Annotated in this window: 18 protein-coding genes; 9 read left to right on the top strand and 9 right to left on the bottom strand. The window is 73.0% G+C overall.

Features of this window, described 5'->3' with window-relative positions; translation table 11 throughout:
- The first annotated feature begins 169 nt into the window (after positions 1–169).
- The 5 genes from ACFV9D_RS08435 (at position 170) to ACFV9D_RS08415 (ending at position 5798) form a co-directional block, all read left to right on the top strand.
- Positions 170–1345, top strand: a complete 1176-nt coding sequence (locus tag ACFV9D_RS08435; protein WP_385142858.1) for a lipid II:glycine glycyltransferase FemX — start codon at positions 170–172, stop codon at positions 1343–1345.
- The gene (gene murJ, locus ACFV9D_RS08430; RefSeq protein WP_385142856.1) at positions 1342–2997 is read left to right on the top strand and encodes a murein biosynthesis integral membrane protein MurJ; all 1656 of its coding nucleotides are present in this window, start codon (positions 1342–1344) and stop codon (positions 2995–2997) included. Before ACFV9D_RS08435 ends, murJ begins: the two co-directional genes overlap by 4 nt.
- A 67-nt stretch (positions 2998–3064) precedes the next feature.
- Entirely contained in the window at positions 3065–3748 is a 684-nt protein-coding gene (locus ACFV9D_RS08425) for a response regulator (RefSeq protein WP_385142853.1), read from the top strand.
- Complete coding sequence (locus ACFV9D_RS08420) at positions 3745–5172, top strand: ATP-binding protein (RefSeq protein ID WP_385142850.1); 1428 nt, start codon at positions 3745–3747, stop codon at positions 5170–5172. Before ACFV9D_RS08425 ends, ACFV9D_RS08420 begins: the two co-directional genes overlap by 4 nt.
- The gene (locus ACFV9D_RS08415) at positions 5169–5798 is read left to right on the top strand and encodes a hypothetical protein (protein ID WP_385142848.1); all 630 of its coding nucleotides are present in this window, start codon (positions 5169–5171) and stop codon (positions 5796–5798) included. Before ACFV9D_RS08420 ends, ACFV9D_RS08415 begins: the two co-directional genes overlap by 4 nt.
- Positions 5799–5813: 15 nt before the next feature.
- Here ACFV9D_RS08415 and ACFV9D_RS08410 read toward each other — a convergent pair whose 3' ends face one another.
- The gene (locus ACFV9D_RS08410) at positions 5814–6644 is read right to left on the bottom strand and encodes a serine hydrolase domain-containing protein (protein WP_385142845.1); all 831 of its coding nucleotides are present in this window, start codon (positions 6642–6644) and stop codon (positions 5814–5816) included.
- Positions 6645–6696: 52 nt separating this feature from the next.
- Between ACFV9D_RS08410 and ACFV9D_RS08405 the strand changes: the two genes are divergently transcribed.
- A complete protein-coding gene (locus ACFV9D_RS08405) occupies positions 6697–7071 on the top strand; it encodes a MerR family transcriptional regulator (protein WP_385142842.1) in 375 nt (124 codons plus the stop codon).
- 4 nt (positions 7072–7075) lie between these two features.
- On the top strand, positions 7076–8086 hold the full coding sequence (locus ACFV9D_RS08400; RefSeq protein ID WP_385142839.1) for an aldo/keto reductase: 1011 nt from the start codon (positions 7076–7078) through the stop codon (positions 8084–8086).
- A gap of 39 nt (positions 8087–8125) precedes the next feature.
- Here ACFV9D_RS08400 and ACFV9D_RS08395 read toward each other — a convergent pair whose 3' ends face one another.
- From ACFV9D_RS08395 to ACFV9D_RS08365, 7 genes are all read right to left on the bottom strand, one after another.
- A complete protein-coding gene (locus ACFV9D_RS08395) occupies positions 8126–9334 on the bottom strand; it encodes an acyltransferase (protein WP_385142836.1) in 1209 nt (402 codons plus the stop codon).
- Positions 9331–10311 (bottom strand): alpha/beta hydrolase, encoded by a 981-nt coding sequence (locus tag ACFV9D_RS08390; protein WP_385142833.1) that lies wholly within the window; start codon positions 10309–10311, stop codon positions 9331–9333. Before ACFV9D_RS08390 ends, ACFV9D_RS08395 begins: the two co-directional genes overlap by 4 nt.
- A gap of 475 nt (positions 10312–10786) precedes the next feature.
- Positions 10787–11473 carry a response regulator gene (locus tag ACFV9D_RS08385; protein ID WP_385142831.1) on the bottom strand — a complete coding sequence of 229 codons (687 nt, stop codon included), beginning with the start codon at positions 11471–11473 and terminating at the stop codon, positions 10787–10789.
- On the bottom strand, positions 11470–12789 hold the full coding sequence (locus tag ACFV9D_RS08380; RefSeq protein WP_385142827.1) for a sensor histidine kinase: 1320 nt from the start codon (positions 12787–12789) through the stop codon (positions 11470–11472). The genes ACFV9D_RS08385 and ACFV9D_RS08380 overlap by 4 nt, the downstream gene beginning before the upstream one ends.
- Before the next feature lie 222 nt (positions 12790–13011).
- The gene (locus tag ACFV9D_RS08375; protein WP_385142824.1) at positions 13012–13863 is read right to left on the bottom strand and encodes a DUF4429 domain-containing protein; all 852 of its coding nucleotides are present in this window, start codon (positions 13861–13863) and stop codon (positions 13012–13014) included.
- Positions 13864–13937: 74 nt separating this feature from the next.
- Positions 13938–15149 carry an alpha/beta hydrolase gene (locus tag ACFV9D_RS08370; RefSeq protein ID WP_385142822.1) on the bottom strand — a complete coding sequence of 404 codons (1212 nt, stop codon included), beginning with the start codon at positions 15147–15149 and terminating at the stop codon, positions 13938–13940.
- A 208-nt stretch (positions 15150–15357) separates the two neighbouring features.
- Complete coding sequence (locus tag ACFV9D_RS08365) at positions 15358–15990, bottom strand: TetR/AcrR family transcriptional regulator (RefSeq protein ID WP_385142819.1); 633 nt, start codon at positions 15988–15990, stop codon at positions 15358–15360.
- 126 nt (positions 15991–16116) lie between these two features.
- Here ACFV9D_RS08365 and ACFV9D_RS08360 point away from each other — a divergent pair, with 126 nt between their 5' ends.
- Together ACFV9D_RS08360 and ACFV9D_RS08355 are read left to right on the top strand one after the other, a co-directional pair.
- Complete coding sequence (locus tag ACFV9D_RS08360; protein ID WP_385142816.1) at positions 16117–17739, top strand: MFS transporter; 1623 nt, start codon at positions 16117–16119, stop codon at positions 17737–17739.
- Between the two features lie 204 nt (positions 17740–17943).
- Complete coding sequence (locus tag ACFV9D_RS08355; RefSeq protein WP_385143211.1) at positions 17944–18279, top strand: peptidase inhibitor family I36 protein; 336 nt, start codon at positions 17944–17946, stop codon at positions 18277–18279.
- On the opposite strand, the gene ACFV9D_RS08350 is transcribed toward ACFV9D_RS08355, so the two are convergent.
- Complete coding sequence (locus tag ACFV9D_RS08350; protein ID WP_385142813.1) at positions 18260–19015, bottom strand: potassium channel family protein; 756 nt, start codon at positions 19013–19015, stop codon at positions 18260–18262. The genes ACFV9D_RS08355 and ACFV9D_RS08350 overlap by 20 nt on opposite strands.
- Between the last annotated feature and the right edge of the window lie 143 nt (positions 19016–19158).

Genomic DNA, 19158 nt, shown 5'->3' with positions numbered 1-19158 from the left:
TATGGGATGCCCGGACTGTAGGCCGCCCCACGCACCCCGAACCCTTTGTGACAAGGGCTGGAGAGGAACGGTCATCGTCCGGTCACACGCGACGCGCGGCACCGTCAAGGACGGCTGTGAGCATCCGGTGCGCCCCACGACCGAGGGGCGGAACAAGGAGGCTCACGTTGTGTCAGCTCTGCTCGTGACGGCCGCACCCCCGCAGTCCACTCGGCTGGAGCCCGTCACCCCCGAGGCCTACCGCGCCTTCCTCGCGCGGAGCGAGGCGGCCGGCCCCAGCTTTCTCCAACTGCCCTCCTGGGCCGAGGTCAAGGACGGCTGGAGCCACCGACTCCTCGGCTGGCGGACGGGGGACGGCCCGCTCACCGGTGTCGCCCTCGTCCTGCTGCGCCCGTTCCCCGGCACCCGCAAGTACTTCGCCTACCTCCCGGAGGGGCCCGTCGCCGACTGGTCCGACCCCGACCTCGACGGCTGGCTCACCCCGCTGCTCCAACACCTGCGTGCTGCCGGGGTCTTCGCCGTACGGATCGGGCCCTCGCCCGCCTTCCGCCGCTGGAACGCCGCCACCCTCAAGGCGCACACCGGACCGGGCCGCCGTCTCGCCGACGTCCTCGCCGACGAGGTCGACCCGCTCGGCACCGCCGTCGCCGAACGGCTCCGCGCCCGCGGCTGGCGCCGCTGCGGCGGCGACTCCACCAGCGACTCCGACGGCGCAGACGCCCAGCCCCGCCACGTCTACCAGGTCCCGCTCGCCGGCCGCACCGCCGACGACCTGTGGAACGGCCTCAACCAGGAGTGGCGGCGCAACGTCCGCAAGGCCCGCAAGTCCGGTGTCGAGATCGTCGTCGGATCCGCGGCCGACCTGCCCGAGTTCTACCGGCTCCTGCGGATCACCGAGCAGCGCGACGGCTTCCGGCTCGGCCGCTCCCTGGCGTACTACGAGCGGCAGTACGCGGTCCTCAACGCCGAGGAACCGGGCCGGATGAGGCTCTACCTCGCCCGCCACGAGGGCGAGATCCTCGCCGCCCACACGATGATCACGGTGGGGAGGCGGGTCTGGTACCAGACCGGCGCCTCCGCCGACCACCGCCGCGAGGTCCGCCCCTCCAACGCCCTGCAGTGGCGGATGATGCTCGACGCCCACGCCGCCGGGGCCGACGTCTACGACATGCGCGGGATACCCTCCACCCTTGATCCGGACGACCGCGCCCACGGTCTGCTGCGCTGGAAGCTCGGCACGGGCGGGCGGGCCGTCGAGACGCTGGGGGAGTGGGAGACACCGTTGGGCGGCACGACGAACCACACGCTGTACCGGGCGTTCCAGGCGTACCTGGCCCGCCGATGACGGCGACCCTCGTGGCGCGGCCGAAGCAGCGCACACCCTCCGTGCTGCGCAGCGGCGCGCTGATGGCCGCCGGGTCGCTGGTCTCGCGCGCCACCGGCTTCGTCCGCTCGGCGATCGTCGCCGCGGCGCTCGGCGCCGGGCCGATCGCCGACGGGTACGCGGTCGGCAACTCGATCCCCACGATCGTCTACATGCTGCTCCTGGGCGGGGCCCTCAACGCGGTCTTCGTGCCCGAACTGGTCAAGGCGGCCAAGGAGCACGACGACGGGGGCGTCGCCTACACCGACCGCCTCCTGACGGTCTGCGTCCTCGCCCTGCTGGTGCTGACGGCGGGCGCGGTGCTCGCCGCGCCCGCGATCGTCGACGCGTACACCGACTACACCGGCGCGCAGGAGTCGATGACGGCCGCCTTCGCCCGGTACTGCCTGCCGCAGATCTTCTTCCTGGGGCTCTTCACCCTGCTCGGGCAGGTGCTGAACGCGCGGGGCCGGTTCGGCGCGATGATGTGGACGCCGGTCCTCAACAACGTCGTCGTCATCGCCGTCTTCGCGCTGTTCCTGGCGACGGCGGCGGGCGGGGACCTGACCGCGGGCGAGACGGCGCTGCTCGGCTGGGGCACGACGGCGGGCATCGCCTTCCAGGCCCTCGCGCTCGTCCCGTCGCTTCGCGCCGCGCGCTTCCGCTGGCGCCCGCGCTTCGACTGGCGGGGCAGCGGACTCACGGCGCCGCTGCGGTCCGCCGGGTGGCTGGTGCTCCTCGTCCTCACCAACCAGGCGGCGTACTGGGTGACGACGAAGCTGGCGACGGCGGCGGGGACACGGGCGGAGGAGCTGGGCGCGGGCGGCGGCTTCGGCTTCGCCGCGTACAACAACGCGTATCTGCTGTGGGCCGTGCCGCACGGCATCGTCACCGTCTCCCTGGTGACCGCCCTGCTGCCCCGGATGAGCGGGGCGGCGGCCGACGGCGACCTGGCGGGGGTGCGCAAGGACGTCTCGTACGCGCTCCGGACGAGCGCGGCGGCCGTCGTGCCGGCGGCATGCGCGCTGTTCGCCCTGGCGGTGCCGCTGATGGGCCTGGTCTTCCAGTACGGCAGGACCGGCCCGTCCGAGATCCGGGCGATGGCGTGGATCCTGATGGCCTTCGCGCCGGGCCTGATCGCCTTCTCGGGCCAGTACGTCTGCACCCGCGCCTTCTACGCCCTGCGCGACACCCGTACCCCGTTCCTGCTGAACCTGGTGATCACCGGCCTCAACGCGGGCCTGTCCCTCACCGCGTACGCCCTCCTGCCGGCGACCTGGGCGGTGGCGGGCGTGGCGGCCGCGTACTCGCTGGCGCTGTGGGCGGGCTGGGCGCTGACGGCGTACGTACTGCGGCGGAGGCTGGCCGGGCCGGGACCGGTCCCGTCGGCCCGGTCCGCGTCGGCCCGGTCCGCGCTGGCGCGGCTGCTGGTGGCGGCGGTACCGGCGGCTGGATTCGCGCTGCTCGCCGCCGACATGACCGCGCCGACCGGGGCCCTCGCGGCGGGCCTGGCCGGTGGCCTCACCATCCTCGCGGTCTTCGGCATCCTGGCCCGCCCGCTCCGCCTCACGGAGGTGCAGGCCCTCCTGACAGGAGCGGCCCAGCGCCTGCGCGGCCGCGCCCGGAGCCGCTGACGGCCGTCGCCCGGACCGTCTCCCACCTCCCCCTAGGGAGGCCCTTCGACCTTGGGATACTGCTCGAATGCCTCGCGTGCTCCTCATAGAAGACGACCCCTCCGTACGCGAAGGGGTCGAGCTCGGGCTCCGGCGGCGTGGGCACGAGGTGCGCACCGCCGCGACCGGCGAGGCGGGGCTCGCCCTGCTCGGGGAGTTCCGGCCCGATCTGGTGCTCCTCGATCTGATGCTGCCCGGCATGAACGGCGTCCAGGTCTGCCGCCGCGTCCGCGAGACCAGTCAGCTGCCGATCATCATGCTCACGGCGCGCGGTGACGACTTCGACGTCGTCGTCGGACTGGAGGCCGGAGCCGACGACTACATCGTCAAGCCCGCCCGTACCGAGGTCATCGAGGCCCGCATACGAGCCGTACTGCGGCGCATCGAGGAGCCCGGCGCCGGGCGCCCCGCCGTCGAGTTCCACGGCGAACTCGCCGTGGACCGGGCCGGACTCACCGTCGCAAAGTCCGGCGAGCGCCTCGCCCTCGCCCCCTCCGAGCTGAAGCTCCTCCTCCATCTGACCGCCCACCCCGAGCAGGTCTTCAGCCGCCAGCAGCTCCTCGAGCACGTGTGGGAGCACAGCTACCACGGCGACGCCCGCCTCGTGGACGCCTGCGTCCGCCGCCTGCGCAACAAGATCGAGGACACCCCCGGCGCCCCGCGCTACATACAGACCCTGCGCGGCTTCGGCTACCGCTTCGGACCGCTGTGAAGCGCCGCCTCCGCCCCTTCGGGCTCCGTACCCGGCTCGTCCTCGCCTTCCTCCTCGTCGCCGCCGTCGGCTGCGGCACCACCGCCGCGCTCACCTACCGGGCCGCCCGCAACGCGATCCTCGAACAGGCCCAGGACAACGCCGTCTCCGCCTTTCGCGAGCAGGTCGGGACGCTGAACACCCCGCTGCCCGTCGACCCGGACCAGCTGCGCGACGCGCTCTTCCGGATCGCCAAGCAGGGCAAACCGCACCCCTGGCGGGTCTACGCCCAGTACGGCGACCTCTGGGTCTCCTCCACGGAACGCCCCACGTCCTCCGTCCTCACCCCCGAACTGCGCGCCCGCGCCCAGGGCACCACGCACGGCAGCTTCCAGCGCGTCGTCAAGAACGGCACCCCCTACCTCACGATCGCCGTCCCCGCCCTCCTCAAGCCGGGCCCCGGTGCCGACGGCCGCCCCACCGGCCTGGTCCTCTACGCCGTCGTGGACATGAGCAACGAGCAGGAGAACATCGACGCCATGGTGGCCGCGGCCCGTGGCGGCGCCCTGCCGGCCCTCGCCGTCGCGCTCATCCCCGCCCTGATCGCCGCCCGGAGCGTGCTGCGTCCGGTGCGGGACCTGAGGCGCGCCGCACACAGCATGGGCCGGGGTGAGCTGGACACCCGTATCGACGCCAAGGGCAGCGACGAACTCGCCGACCTCGCCCGGACGTTCAACGAGTCCGCCGCCGAACTCCAACGCTCGGTCGAGGAGCTGCGGCGCGCCGAGGCCCGCGCCCGCCGCTTCGCCTCCGACGTCTCGCACGAACTGCGCACCCCGCTCGCCGGGATGCTCGCGGTCACCGAGGTCCTCGACGAGGACGCCGCCACGCTCGACTCCGACACGGCCCGGGCGGTACGGCTCGTCAGCGCCGAGACCGGCAAGCTCGCCGTCCTCGTCGAGGACCTGATGGAGATCTCCCGCTTCGACGCGCGCGCGGCCGAACTGCACACGGACGAGGTGGACGTCGCCGACACGATCCGGCGGACCCTGCGGAGCCGCCACTGGACCGACCCGGAGCAGGTGGTCCCCGACCTCCCGCCCGGTATCCGGGCCCGGCTCGACCCGCGCCGCTTCGACGTGGTCGTCGCCAATCTGGTCGGCAACGCGCTGCGACACGGCCGTCCGCCGGTGACGGTACGGCTGTTCACCGACGGCTCCTGGCTGGTCACCGAGGTCGTCGACCGGGGGCCGGGCATCGCGCCGGAGGTGCTGCCGCACGTCTTCGACCGCTTCTTCAAGGCGGACCCGGCGCGCGCCCGTTCCTCCGGCAGTGGTCTGGGGCTCGCGATCACCCAGGAGAACGTACGGCTCCACGGTGGCACCGTCCTGGCCGCGAACCACCCCGACGGTGGGGCGGTCTTCACGGTGAGGATCCCGCTGTGAGCCCGGTTACGATCCAGGCGGCCCGCAGAGTCCCGGCCGTGCTCGCCCTGCTCCTCACCTTCGGGCTGCTCCTCGCCCTCGGGGCCTGCGGCATCCGGGGCAGCGACGTCGTCGAGGCCGGTGACGCGGCGGCCGTGCCCGTGGACCCGCCGCCCGCGCTCCGGATGACGCTCTTCTTCGTCGACGGCGCCGGGCGTCTGCGGCCGGTGGTACGGGACGGAGACGGCGTGTCGAACCGGGCGAATCCCAGCCCCACCCACCCCGGCACGGGCGATGGTGTCGCGTCGCTCCTCGACGACACGCCCCTCAAGCCGTTCGCCGCCCTGCTGGACGGCCCCACGGCCGCCGAACGCGCCCTCGGCCTCCGCACCCGCCTCCCGGGGCCGGAGCACGGGCAGCACGAGCTGTTCGTGAGCCCCGACGCGATCAAGCGGGGACAGGACGGCGAACCGGTGTTCCGGGTGCGGTACATGGGCCCGGTGACGGAACTGGACCCGCTCGCAGTCCAGCAGATCGTCTGCACGACGGTCTACGCGCTGCACCCCGCGGGCCGGGTCTCGGTCGTCCTCACCGGCCCGGACGGCACCCTGCCCACCCGGTCCTGCCCCCCGACCGATGAGGGGTGAGCGGCCGGCTCCCGCTCAGGCCCCGGCCGCCCGCAGCTCCGCGAGGACCGCGTCCGTGAACGGCGGCCACGCCTCGACCGCCCACGGCCCGAAGGCCCGGTCGGTCAGCGCCACGCACGCGGCGCGCGCGTCCGGGTCGACCCACAGGAACGTGCCCGACTGCCCGAAGTGCCCGAACGTACGCGGCGAGGACGAAGCGCCCGTCCAGTGCGGCGACTTGGAGTCCCGGATCTCGAAGCCGAGCCCCCAGTCGTTGGGCCGCTGGTGGCCGTAGCCGGGCAGGATGCCGGTCAGCCCGGGGTACGTCACCGTCATCGCGTCGAGCACCGTGCGCGCGTCGAGCAGCCGGGGCGCCTGCACCTCCGCCGCGAACCGCACCAGGTCGTCGACCGTCGAGACGCCGTCCTTGGCGGGCGAGCCCTCCAGCGTCGTCGAGGTCATCCCCAGCGGCTCCAGGACCGCCTGGTGCAGATACTCGGCGAACGGGATGTCCGTCGCCTTGGCGACATGGTCGCCGAGCACCTCGAACCCGGTGTTGGAGTAGATCCGGCGCGTGCCGGGCGCGGCCATGATCCGCTGCTCGTCGAAGGCGAGACCCGAGGTGTGGGCCAGCAGGTGGCGGACGGTCGCCCCCTCCGGCCCGGCGGGCTCGTCGAGGTCGATCGCCCCCTCCTCGTACGCGACGAGGACGGCGTAGGCCGCCAGCGGCTTGGTGACCGACGCGAGCGGGAACCGCTGCCCGGTGGGGCCGTGGGCCCCGGCCAGGGTGCCGTCCGCGCGCACGACGGCTGCGGCCGCGGTGGGGACGGGCCAGTTCTCGATCATCGCCAGGCTCTGCAGGGACATGGAGCCGAGCCTACTTGCTTGGAGTGCACTCCAGGGTCCTAGCGTGGGGGTCATGAGCGTGATCGAAGGCAGCGCCCACTACACCATCAGCGAGGTCGCGGCCCTGACCGGTCTTTCGGCGCACACCCTGCGCTGGTACGAGCGGATCGGGCTCATGCCGCACGTCGACCGTTCGCACACCGGCCAGCGCCGCTTCTCCCAGCGCGATCTGGACTGGCTGGCGTTCGTCGGCAAGCTGCGGCTGACCGGGATGCCGGTCGCCGCGATGGTGCGGTACGCGGAGCTGGTGCGGGAGGGCGATCACACCCGCGACGAACGGCGCGAGCTCCTGGAGACGACGAGGAGGGACGTCCTGTCCCGGATCGCGGAGCTCCAGGACACGCTCGCCGTGCTCGACATCAAGATCAGTCACTACGCGGAGGCATGACCCGATGAGCAGGATCACCACAGTCCGACTCGGTACGGACGGGCCCGAGATCGGCGTCCAGGGCTTCGGCGCCATGGGCATCAGCGAGTTCTACGGCGACACGGACGAGGCCGCCGCCCGCGACACCCTCGACGCGGCCCTGGAGGCGGGCGTCACCCTCATCGACACGGCGGACGCGTACGGGAGCGGCGCCAACGAGGAGTTCCTCGCCCCGTTCGTCGCCGCGCACCGCGACGAGATCACCCTGGCCACCAAGTTCGCCCTGGAGCGGCGCGCCGACGACCCGCACTACCGGGGGATCCGCAACGACCCCGCGTACATCAGGACCGCGGTCGAGGGGAGCCTGCGCCGGCTCGGCGTCGAGACCATCGACCTCTACTACATGCACCGGCGCGACCCGGCGGTCCCGCTCGCGGAGTCGGTCGGGGCGATGGCCGAGCTGGTACGGGAGGGCAAGGTCAAGCAGCTGGGCCTGAGCGAGGTGACCGGCGCGGAGCTGCGCGAGGCGCACGCGGTGCACCCGATCGCCGCGCTCCAGTCGGAGTGGTCGCTGTTCTCGCGTGACGTGGAGCGCAGCGCGGTCGGCGCGGCGGCCGAGCTGGGCGTGACGTTCGTTCCGTACTCGCCGCTGGGCCGGGGCTTTCTGACCGGCGCTTTCGCGGACGCCTCGAAGGACCTGTCGGGCAGCGACTTCCGCCGGTACCAGCCGCGGTTCACCGGGGAGAACGCGGAGAAGAACGCGGCTCTCCTCGCACCGGTCCACACGATCGCGGCGGCGCACGGCGCGACGGCGGCGCAGATCGCCCTGGCCTGGGTGCAGCAGCGGTCCGCGGTGCACGGCCTGACGGTCGTCCCGATCCCCGGCACCCGCAAGCGGACCCGCCTGGAGGAGAACGCGGCGGCGACCCGGATCACGCTGACCGAGGCCGAACTGACGGAGCTGGAGCCGATCGCCGCGGGGGTGGCGGGGGACCGGTACCCGGACATGACCTTCACCGCGGCGGCGCGGGAGTAACGGACGGGAGAGGCCCCGGCGGGGGCCCGGCCGGGGCCCTCACGCCAGCCCCAGGGCGAAGACCGCGAACCCCGCGGCGAGCAGCCCCGCCGCCGTCCGCCGGGCCGCTCCCGTACGCGTCCACGGGGACTCGAATCCGCGCGCGTACCGCCCGATCAGGACCAACAGCCCCGCGAACAGCGGCATCCACGCGAGCCGGGCGAGGATCCAGCCGACCGAGTCCGGCGCGCCGACCAGACCCGGGACCTCACCCACGTACGAGGCCGGGATCGCGGCGGCGAGCATCGCCGTCTGGTGCCAGCACAGGATCGTCATCGCGGACAGGTTGACGACCACGACCGGTGCCCACAACGCGGGCCGCTTCAGCAGCTTGCCCAGCCGGTCGCGGAGCAGGATCGCCGCACCGCTCTGCGCGGCGGCGAGGGCGAGGACGAGCAGCGACGGCGGGTGCGAATTGGTGCGGGCCTCGCCGGGGACGCCGACCATCGAGGCGGGGTAGCCGAAGGCGAGCAGCAGGGCGGCGAACAGCGCCGCGCCGCCGAGCAGCAGGGCCCAGGCGTGCCGCCGGGTGACCCGGCCCTCGCCCCAGGAGACACCGAGCTGGTAGGCGAAGAGCCAGCCGGGCAGGATGTTGAGCAGGCTCAGCCAGGACGGCACGGCATCCGCGTACGGCCCGTAGCGCAGGAAGTCGACGACGGCGACCGAGGCGAGGAGCGGGGCCGCCGCCCACACGCCCGTCCGGCGGGCGGCGCGCACGCAGAGCGGGGTCAGGGCGGTGACGACCGTGTACACCCCGACGAACCACAGCGGCTGGATCACGAGCGTGGACGCCGTCCGCAGCGTGTCGCCCGGCACCCCGAACCCGTAGTGGAGGAGCGGGAGCAGCGCCGCCCAGACGGCCGTGACCCCGAGGACGGGGCGGCCGAGCCGGGCCAGGCGACCTTTCAGCCACGCACCGGTGGAGCCGGTGTGCCGCCGGTAGGAGAGGACGGAGGCGTACCCCCCGACCAGGAAGAAGATCCCCAGCATCTGGAGGATCCAGCTGACGGGCGCGAGGCCGGCGAACGCGGAGAGCGGGCTGGCGTTGTGGAGGGCCCCGTCGGCGGAGAGCGTGAACCCGCCGAGCAGCCAGTGCCCGGTGGGCACGGCGAGCAGAGCGAGGGCGCGCAGCCCGTCGATCGCCCGGTCGCGGTGGGCGGGGGTGCGCGACTCGATCTTCTCGACGGCGCGGGTCAGCGTCGTGCTCATCGGACATCCCCCTCGGCGATGGCGGCGAACGTACGGAGGGACTGCGTGCCGGGCGCGAAGTACCCGTCGTGGCCACGGGCGTCGGTGGCGGGGACGGGGCGGGCGCCGAAGGCGGGGTCGGCGGGGTCCGCCCCGTGCCCGAGCCCGGCGAACGAGACGTTCGGGACCTTGTCGATCCAGTCGGACGGGTCCTTGGCGGCCCACACCCGGGCCGAGGTGCGCAGTTCGGCGACGTTGGTGGCGCGCATGCCGGGGGAGCCGAAGACGACGAGGTCCTTGGCCTTGAGGTCGTGGGCGGCCAGACCGCAGACGACGGAGCCGTAGCTGTGGCAGAACACGGACGGGGCGGGGAGCCCGGTCGCGGCCAGGCCGTCGGTCAGCCGGGTCAGCCGCTCCGCCCCGGCCTCGGCGAGGTCCCCGGTGGCGGCGTCGATACCGACGCCGACGGGCGTGGTGTAGCCGGCCCAGGCGATGACGGCGGTGCGGCCGTGCGTGGCCCGGCGCAGGGCCTCGGCCTTGTCGGTGAGCGGTGTGATGTTCCCGGCGTCGATGTCGGACCCGGGCACGATCACGGCCACGTGCTCGGCCGTCGCCAGGTCCCCGGAGACGAGGGCGACCTGGCCGCGGTCCCGCGGGTCGACGGCGAGGACCTGCTGCCCGGCGTACCGCCCGCCGGTGGTACGGGCGTTCGCCTCGTACCGCAGTCGCAGCGGGGCGCCGTCGAGGTTGCCGACGACGGAGGGGTGCTCCCGGACCAGCTGCTGCTGTCGACCGGGTGTCAGGTCCCGGAAGAACGCGGCGACTTGGGACGGCTTCATCCCTGCCGGATCGGGCAGCCCGTCCGCCCGCCAGGCCGCCGTGCCGACCGGTGCTCCCGTCACGGCCTGCTGCCCACTCCCGGACGCCCACCCCGCGGTCCCTGCGACCACCGTCGTGGTGAGCGCGGCGGCGATCAAGGTCCTCGTGTAGCGGCGCATATGGGGGCCCTCCCTCTTCGTGTCTCTCGTCCGTGGCGAGAGGAAGGTAGGAAGAGGGTGGGTGACGACACGTCACACCCGGGAGCCAAGTCCCCCTTGATACCGAGGTAGGGGGTGGACGAGGGGCCCACCCCCGCGCGGGGGTGGGGTTTACCCCCGGGGGCGAGGTGGCCCAGGGCCGCCGCGCGCGGCCCACGCCTCGAGCGGGGCGGCGGCCCGCCGCCGCAGCTGGGCCCACCCGCCCCAGCCGGAGCCGGAGTCGGTCCGTCCGAGGCCACGCGGGGCCGCCGGCACCGATGTGGGCGGCACCGGATGGTCCAGGTCGCGGCGCGAAGCTGCCGCGCACGGGGTACGGGGGCGGAGCCCCCGGTCTCGTCAGAGTTTCGGGATGGGGGTCCCCCCGGACGGAGTCTGGGGGAGGGTGGGGTGGGGGAGTACCCCGTGGGGAGCCGCCCCCGTGAGGGAACCCGCCGCGTCAGCGGTGCCCGTCGCCCGGGGTGACCAGCCCCGACTCGTACGCGAAGATCACCGCCTGCGCCCGATCGCGCAGATCGAGCTTGGCCAGGACCCGGCCGATGTGCGTCTTGACCGTCTGCTCCGCGAGGACCAGCCGGCCCGCGATCTCCTGGTTCGACAGGCCCCGCGCGATCAGCTCAAGGACCTCCGTCTCACGCGGCGTCAGACCGTTGAGCCGCAGCGCCGCCCGGTCCGCCCGCGGGGCCGGCCTCGACGCGGCGAAGTCGGCGATCAGCCGCCGCGTCACCGACGGGGCGAGCAGCGCCTCACCCGCCGCCACCACCCGCACCGCTGCGATCAGATCGGCCGGCGGCGCGTCCTTCAGCAGAAAGCCCGACGCGCCCGCGCGCAGCGCCTCGTACACGTAGTCGTCCACGTCGAAGGTGGTCAGCATCAGCACCTTCGGCCGGTGCGTGCCCCCCGGCGGAGGGTTCAGGATCTCCCGCGCCGCCGCGAGCCCGTCCATCTCCGGCATCCGTACGTCCATCAGCACCACGTCCGGGTGCGTCGACCGTGCCACGTCCACGCCCTGCCGCCCGTCCGGCGCCTCGCCCACCACGTCGATGTCGGCCTGCGCCGCGAGGAGTGCGGCGAACCCCGCCCGCACCATGGCCTGGTCGTCGACGATGATCACGCGGATGGTCACGACACGTCCTTCGAGGTCAGCGGGGTCGTCGCGGTCAACGGGAGCCGGGCCGCGACCCGGAAGCCGCCGTCCGGCAGCGGCCCGGTGTCCAGCGTGCCGCCCGTCAACCGTACGCGCTCCCGCATCCCGACCAGCCCGTGCCCGGTCCCGGCCCCGCCCTCCAGGGGCGAAGTGCGCCGGGCGACCGGGCCGTTGACGACCAGGACCGTCAGCCAGTCGCCGTCCGAACGGATCGAGACCCGGGTCTCGGCGCCCGGCGCGTGCCGGACCACGTTCGCCAGGGCCTCCTGCACGATCCGGTACGCCGACAGATCCACCGCCTGCGGTACGTCGCCGAAGTCCTTGAGGTCCGCCGCCATCGACAACTCGGCCGGCACCCCCGCCCGTACCGTCGCCTCGATCAGCTGCTGCACCCGGTCGAGGCCGGGCTGCGGGGCGCGTTCGCCCTCCGTGCCGTCGCTGCGCAGCACCACGAGCAGGCGCCGCATCTCGGTCAGCGACTCCCGCGCGCTCGCGGCGATGGAGGTGAACTCCTCGCGGGCCGCCTCCGGAAGGTCCGGGATCCGGTACGGCGCCGAGTCCGCCTGGACCGTGATCACGGACATGTGGTGGGCGACGACGTCGTGCAGCTCGCGCGCGATCCGGGCCCGCTCCTCCAGGAGCGTGCTGCGGGCCCGTTCGGCCGCGCTGCGGCGCTCGGCGTCCCCGCGCTCGCGGAGCGTCGCCATGACGAGCAGGGCCACCCCGCTCAGGACGAAGAGCAGGACGTGGATGCCGTCGGTGTTCTCCGGCGCGACCGCGGTGAGGACGAACCCCGTGGCCCCGGTCACCAGCCACACCCCGAGCAGCGTCCGGCGCGGCTCGCGCAGCCCGAGGGCGAGCATCAGGGCGAGATAGCCGACCACGACCGGCGGCGTCCACGGCCATGAGCGCCCGTCGAGGCCGTCCGCGCCGAGCATGACCAGCGCCCCGGCCAGATCGGCGACGCCGATGATCCACCAGGCCTGGAGGGGGCGGGTCACGGCGAGCAGCAGTGGCGCGGTCTGCGCGGTAGCCAGGGCTCCGGCGAGGCCGCCGTTGACCTGGTAGTCGTTCATGAGCACCGTGATGCTCGTGGGCAGCAGCGAGGCGACGAAGGCGAACGCGACGCCGTAGGGGAGCAGCCTCAGCCAGCGCGTGCGCGCGTCGGCGAGCAGCGGGGCGCCGGGTTCCGTCGGGGTCGCGAGGGCGGTACCGAAGGACTGCATCACCCCTCGGACGGGCGCGAGCATCCGGGCGACGGGGTGGTCGGCTCGCAGGGAGCGTGTGATCTTCATGGCCCGCTCAGGGTAGGCAGCCGGACGGCCGCCGGGCGTCATACCGAGGACCCGGTCGGCGGGTGATACCCGGGTATGACGGCGAACCCCGCGCCAGGACAGCGAAGCCCGGGCCAGGACAGCGAAGCCCGCGCCAGAACCTGGGAAGCCCCCGCTGGGACCGCGAAGCCGGGGCCATGCCCCGCGAGCCCGCGCCATGACCCGCGAACCCGCCCAGCGACGTCAGAGCTCCGCCAGCAGCTCCGCCTTCTTCACCGTGAACTCCTCGTCCGTCACCAGACCGGCCCGGTGCAGCTCCCCCAGGTGCCGGATCCGCTCCGCGACCCCCGCCGGGTCGCGCAGCTCCGCCTCCGGGAGCGCGGCCGTCCGTCCCGTGCCGCGGATCGCCGCCAGGACCGCCGCGGCGAACGGCAGGGACTCGTGGACCGGGCCGTAGCCGAGGCCGAAGACGACGGCCGCCGGGTCGTGGTCCGCCTGGGCCGGCCGGGGTTCCCCGGATCGGGGGAGCAGGCGAAGATACCCGTCGAAGACGTCCGGCGAGCGCCACTCGACCCCGCTGAGCTCCCGTACCGGAAAGGTCTGGTCGCCCGCCTTCCACTTCTCCGAGGACGCGCCCGTCCAGAACCAGCGGAACGACACCAGCGACGAGCCGTCGAAGCTCGCCTTACCGTCGTACGCCTTGAAGGACTGCGGCCCCTGGGGCGCCGCCACGAGGAAGGCGTCCGAGGGCCCGTCCTCCGGCGCGAGCATCGCGCGCAGCTCGTCGCGGTAGTACTCGGCCAGCGTCTCCCGCTCGGCCGGCAGCACCAGCCGGTACGGATCGCACCCCTCCTTCAGCTGCCCCGCGGCGGCTTCCATCAGGGGGTCGGCGCCGAGCCGCGGCACCGCGTGCAGCACGACGGTGCCCCGCTTGCCCGGGGCGAGCGTCACCGACGTCAACGCCTCGTGCGGGATACGTCGTTCGCGCAGCGCCTGGAACAGTTTCGGTGTGCGGATCCCCCGTTCGAAGCGGATGACGACGGCGTCGCTCTCGAACTCCCAGGTGGCATGAATTCCGGCCAGCACATCACCCATGTGCCTCATCGTATGCGGCGGGCGCCCGTGCGTCGCCCCTGTACGGGGGGCCGAAATCCCGCGCTCTACGCGCGTCAGACGCCTTCCGCGCCGGAGATTCCGCTGCGGCAGGCGCTGTCGACGCTCGCGCAGGTCAGGCTCTGGTACGAACCAACGCCTATCGCGGCGAAGTTGTCGAGGCTGTCGGTGCCCGGCTCGAAATAGCCGGTGTGGCCGCTCGCGCCGGCCGCCGAGAGCAGCCGCGCACCGAACTCCGGCTCCACCGGGTCCGCCCCGTGCCCGACCCCGCCGACCGCGAGGTGCGGGACTCCCTCGATCCAGTCGTCCGCGTCCCGCATGGCCCACACACGGGCCCGGGTGGACAGCTCCGCCGCGCTCTCCACGCGCATGCCGGGGCTTCCGGCCACGACCACGTCCGTCACCCGGGTGGGCAGCCGCGCCGCGGAGACCCCGCAGAGCACGGAGCCGTAGCTGTGGCAGAACAGGCTGACGCGGGAGGAGCCGGGCAGCGCGGCGGTCATGTCGACGAGCCGTACCGCGCCCGCCGAGGCGAGCCGCCCCATCGCGGCGTCGATGCCGACCCCGACGGGGGCCGTGTAGTCGGCCCAGGCGATGACGGCCGTACGGCCCCGGGGGGCGGCCCGGCGTTCGGCGGCGTACAGCGACTGCGCCATCCCGGCCGGGGCCGAATACTTGCGGCTGGTCTTCTGGAAGGTCAGCAGATTGGTGTCGACGCCGGGCACGATCACCGAGACCCGCTGCGCCCGCTCCAGATCGCCGAGCACCTCGGCCGTCCGGCCGCCGCCGGTCGGGTCGAAGGCGAGGATCTGGCGGTCCGCACGCATCAGCGAGGTGAAGCGGTGCGCGCGGCGCAGCGCCTCGTGCCGGCCGTCGGCGGTCAGCCTGGAGTCCTCGACCCTGTCCTGCTCGGTGTCGAGGGCGCGGGCGAGGGAGATCCGGTTGGCCCGGTAGCGGAGGGTGACCGGGGCGCCGTTGAGATTGCCCACGACGAGCGGGTGCGCCTCGGCGAGGAAGGCGCCTTGCGCCGGGCCTATCGAGGCGAAGAACGCGGCGATCGTACGGGCGGGGGCGGCCGGGTCCGGCAGGGCCCGGTGGCCGATCCTGCCGTGCACCCAGGTGGCGAGCGCCGCCTCCCGGGACTCTCCTGGCCCGCGCTGATGCCGGATCGTCGTCCAGCCGGTGGTCGCCAGGAGCACGAACACCACGGCCAGCGCGAGCATCATGCGCCAGACGGTGAGGGTGGGGGAGGAGTCGAAGGAAGTCACTGCGCCACACCCTAGGAGACGGGCGCCGGGCACCGGGCGTCGAGTGACGTGGATCACCGCGCACGGTGGGGCGGGGTGACGTTCCGTACGCGCGGGCGTACGCCTCGGGTATCCGCTCTGCGCACGCTGTACCCCCGGGACGTACCAGGATGTACCCCTAGGACGTACCAGGATGTACCCCTGGGGCGTACCCCTCGGACGTACGGGACTAAGCGCTCCGCCACTCCGGTTCGAGGGCCGGGCCGAGGTGGTCCAGGTAGTGCTCGGTCATCTCGCGCATCCCCTGAAGGGTCGGGTCCGTGCCCCGGCCCCAGAGCTGGCCGGTCACCCGCATGACGCCGCTGAACGCCGCCACCGCGATCCGGGGGCGCGGGTCCTCGTCCACGTCCAGGCCCTCGCGTTCGGCGATGAGCCGGGCGATGGCCTCCTCCATCTCGCTGGAGCGGCGCAGGTGGGCGGCGAGCAGCGCGGGAGTCGACTCGATCATCTGGAAGCTCCGCAGATACAGCTCCAGGGGGACGACCTCCATGATCGCCTCGCCGATGGTGTCCCAGGCGGAGAGCACGGCCTTGCGCATCGCGTCGAGCGGGCCCTCCTCGGGGGGCCGTTCCGCCAGTGCCTGGACGAAGCGGTCCTCCACCATGTGCTGGACGGCGAAGGCGACCTCCTCCTTGGAGGAGAAGTAGCGGAAGAAGGTGCGCTGGGAGACCTCGACCGCGTCGGCGATCTCGTCGACGGTGGTCTGCTCGTACCCCTGGGTCGTGAACAGTTCGAGGGCGACGCGCAGCAGCGCGTCCCGTGTGCGCTGCTTCTTCCGTTCCCGCAGACCGGAAACCGTCACCGTATGGCCCTCTTTTCGCCACTTTCCAAGGCTTCGTGCAGCTCAGGGTACCTGTGAGCTACGTGACAGTTACCGTCGCGTGAATTGCTTTGTCAATTGTCAGTCGCTGACATTAGCCTCATTCCCATGACTAGTCAGACCACCGTGGAAAAGGCCCCGCAGGGTCAGGGGGGTGACCGGAGCCCCGCCCCGGCTCCGGCGAAGGGCCTGCGAGGCCACCCCTGGCTGACGTTGTTCGCCGTGGCGGTCGGCGTGATGATGGTCGCGCTCGACGGCACGATCGTCGCCATCGCCAACCCCGCCATCCAGCAGGACCTCGGAGCCACGCTCGACCAGCTCCAGTGGATCACCAACGGCTATCTGCTCGCGCTCGCCGTCGCCCTGATCACGGCCGGCAAGCTGGGTGACCGCTTCGGCCACCGGCAGACCTTCCTGATCGGCATCGCCGGCTTCGCCGCCGCGTCGGCCGCGATCGGCCTCTCCGACTCGATCGCCTTCGTGATCGCCTTCCGAGTCCTCCAGGGCCTCTTCGGCGCCCTGCTCATGCCGGCCGCGCTCGGCCTGCTGCGTGCCACCTTCCCCGCCGAGAAGCTCAACATGGCCATCGGCATCTGGGGCATGGTGATCGGCGCGTCCACCGCCGGCGGTCCGATCCTCGGCGGCTTCCTCGTCGAGCACGTCAGCTGGCAGTCGGTCTTCTTCATCAACGTGCCGGTCGGTGTGCTCGCGCTCGTCCTGGGTCTGGTGATCCTCAAGGACCTCCGCGCCGAGAACGCCCCGCGCTCCTTCGACATCCTCGGCATCCTGCTGCTCTCCGGCGCGATGGGCTCCCTCATCTGGGGCATCATCCAGGCGGGTGCGGACTGGGGCTGGGCGAGCGGCAACACCTGGGGCTGCCTGGCCGGCGCGATCCTGCTCTTCGGGCTCTTCGCCTTCTGGGAGACCAAGGTCAAGGAGCCGCTCATCCCGCTGGCGATGTTCCGCTCCGTGCCGCTCTCGGCCGGTGTGGTGCTGATGGTCCTGATGGCCTTCGCCTTCATGGGCGGCCTGTTCTTCGTGACCTTCTACCTCCAGGGTGTCCAGGGGCTCGGCCCGATCGACGCCGGACTGCACCTGCTGCCGCTGACCGCGATGATGATCGTCTCCTCGCCGCTCGCCGGTGCGCTCATCACCAAGTTCGGGCCCCGCATCCCGCTCGTCGGCGGCATGGTGTGCACCGCGGCCGCCATGTTCGGCATGATCACGCTCACCGAGACCACCGACACGCTCGTGATGTCCCTCTGGTTCGCTCTGCTCGGCCTGGGTCTCGCCCCGGTCATGGTCGGCGCCACCGAGGTCATCGTCGGCAACGCCCCGCTGGAGCTCTCCGGTGTCGCGGGCGGTCTGCAGCAGGCCGCGATGCAGGTCGGCGGCGCGCTCGGTACGGCCGTGCTCGGCGCGGTCATGTCCTCCAAGGTGGCCGGCACCTTCGAGGAGAACTGGACGGCCGCCGGAGTCCCGGGTGCGCCCGCGCCCGGTCTGGAGGAGGCGGCCGAGTTCGGCATGGTCCCGCCGGAGCTCGCGCAGGCGCCCGGCATGACCCCGGACATGCTCGACCGGATCGGCGGCGTCATCCACGACACCTTCATGGAGGGCATGGGCCTGGCCTTCACCGTGGCCGGTGTCGTCGCCGTCGTCGCGGCCGGGGTCGCCACGCTCACCGAGCGCGGCGCGAACGCGGAGGCAGGTGCGGGCGGCGCCCACATCTGACGTCGATCTGTGAGACCTGATGACAGCCCCGCCGGACCGAGTCCGGCGGGGCTGTCACCCATCCGGGTGAACCGACCCTTGGCCTCTTCCCAACGGGCAGTGACCTCCGTCAGAGTTCTGATTACAGAGAGTTACGAAAACGGGGGGTTCATCGACATGTATACGAAGCACGTGTTCCCGGGCGCACTGGTCGCGCTGGTCGCCATGGCCGCCACCCTGCTCACCGCCGCGCCCGTGGCGGCCGCTCCGGCACCCGGGCTCGGGGCCTGCGGGCCCGGTCAGTTGTGTCTGTGGCCCAAGGCGGGCTTCAAGGGCACGGTGCGCACCCACGAACTGGCCGACACCGACATCGAGAGCTGTGTCGCCCTCCCGCCCGGCACGAGCGCGCGGGCGCTCGCGAACCGCACCGGACGGCCGGTCACCACGTATCAGTCGGCGGAGTGCGCCGAGACCGGGGAGTTCGAGACCTATCCCGGGCGCGGGACCTGGGTGCCGGAGACTCCGTACGAGGTCAGAGCCTTCAAGATCTGGGAGAGGTAGGGAGCTCGCCCTGCGGCGGCACCGGGCTCGGCGCGGAGAGCCGCGCCACCTCGGTGCGCAGCTCCCGGACCTCCCGGGTCAGGGCCTCCAGGAGCTCCGTCTGCCGGCGCTCGGCGGCGTCGTCCCGCTCGAAGCGGGAGATGAACCAGGCCGCGATGTTGGCGGTCACCACACCGAGCAGGGCGATCCCCGAGAGCATCAGGCCGACGGCGAGGACGCGGCCGAGACCCGTGGTCGGGGCGTGATCGCCGTAGCCCACGGTCGTCATCGTGGTGAACGACCACCACACCGCGTCGCCGAGCGTCTTGATGTTGCCGTTGGGTGCCGTGCGCTCCACATGGAGCACGGCCAGTGAGCCGAACATCATCAGCCCGACCACCGCGCCCGCCACATAGGTGGTGAGCGTTATCTGCGGGGCCATCCGGGCCCGCCGGCCCACCAGGAGGAGCGTGGAGACCAGACGCAGCAGCCGCAGCGGCTGCACGAGCGGCAGCAGGACCGCGAGGAGGTCGAGCGGGTGACCGCGCACGAACTGCCACTTGGCCGGGGCCAGGGCGAGACGTACGGCGTAGTCGCAGGCGAAGGCGCCCCACACCACCCACTCCATGGCCAGACACAGCTCATGGACCCAGCGATCGGCGTCCGGCGCCACGATCGGAATGGCGTATGCAACGCCGAACGCCACTGCCAGGATCAGCAGTGGCGTCTGGGTGCGCTTCTCCCAGCGTTCCTTCATGCCGGGAATCGTATGGGGGGTGGGGGGGGGGCCCCGCCCCCCCCCCCCCCCCCCCCCCGTACCCCCGCCCCCCGCGCCCCCCGCCGCGCCCCCGTCGGGCCCCCCCCCCACGGGCCGCGCGGTGCGGGGGCCCGCCTAGAGGA

Origin of the sequence: Streptomyces sp. NPDC059875 (genome assembly GCF_042731085.1) — a bacterium.
Taxonomy (GTDB): domain Bacteria; phylum Actinomycetota; class Actinomycetes; order Streptomycetales; family Streptomycetaceae; genus Streptomyces.
The sequence above is the reverse complement of the archived record's forward strand: the minus strand, read 5'-3'. Positions and strand labels throughout refer to the sequence as shown.

Bases quoted from the DNA above. Each gene is read 5' to 3' on its own strand.
- murJ (WP_385142856.1), top strand. From the start codon at position 1,342: ATGACGGCGACCCTCGTGGCGCGGCCGAAGCAGCGCACACCCTCCGTG.
- ACFV9D_RS08425 (WP_385142853.1), top strand. From the start codon at position 3,065: ATGCCTCGCGTGCTCCTCATAGAAGACGACCCCTCCGTACGCGAAGGG.
- ACFV9D_RS08410 (WP_385142845.1), bottom strand. From the start codon at position 6,644: ATGTCCCTGCAGAGCCTGGCGATGATCGAGAACTGGCCCGTCCCCACC.
- ACFV9D_RS08405 (WP_385142842.1), top strand. From the start codon at position 6,697: ATGAGCGTGATCGAAGGCAGCGCCCACTACACCATCAGCGAGGTCGCG.
- ACFV9D_RS08400 (WP_385142839.1), top strand. From the start codon at position 7,076: ATGAGCAGGATCACCACAGTCCGACTCGGTACGGACGGGCCCGAGATC.
- ACFV9D_RS08395 (WP_385142836.1), bottom strand. From the start codon at position 9,334: ATGAGCACGACGCTGACCCGCGCCGTCGAGAAGATCGAGTCGCGCACC.
- ACFV9D_RS08390 (WP_385142833.1), bottom strand. From the start codon at position 10,311: ATGCGCCGCTACACGAGGACCTTGATCGCCGCCGCGCTCACCACGACG.
- ACFV9D_RS08380 (WP_385142827.1), bottom strand. From the start codon at position 12,789: ATGAAGATCACACGCTCCCTGCGAGCCGACCACCCCGTCGCCCGGATG.
- ACFV9D_RS08375 (WP_385142824.1), bottom strand. From the start codon at position 13,863: ATGGGTGATGTGCTGGCCGGAATTCATGCCACCTGGGAGTTCGAGAGC.
- ACFV9D_RS08360 (WP_385142816.1), top strand. From the start codon at position 16,117: ATGACTAGTCAGACCACCGTGGAAAAGGCCCCGCAGGGTCAGGGGGGT.
- ACFV9D_RS08355 (WP_385143211.1), top strand. From the start codon at position 17,944: ATGGCCGCCACCCTGCTCACCGCCGCGCCCGTGGCGGCCGCTCCGGCA.
- ACFV9D_RS08350 (WP_385142813.1), bottom strand. From the start codon at position 19,015: ATGAAGGAACGCTGGGAGAAGCGCACCCAGACGCCACTGCTGATCCTG.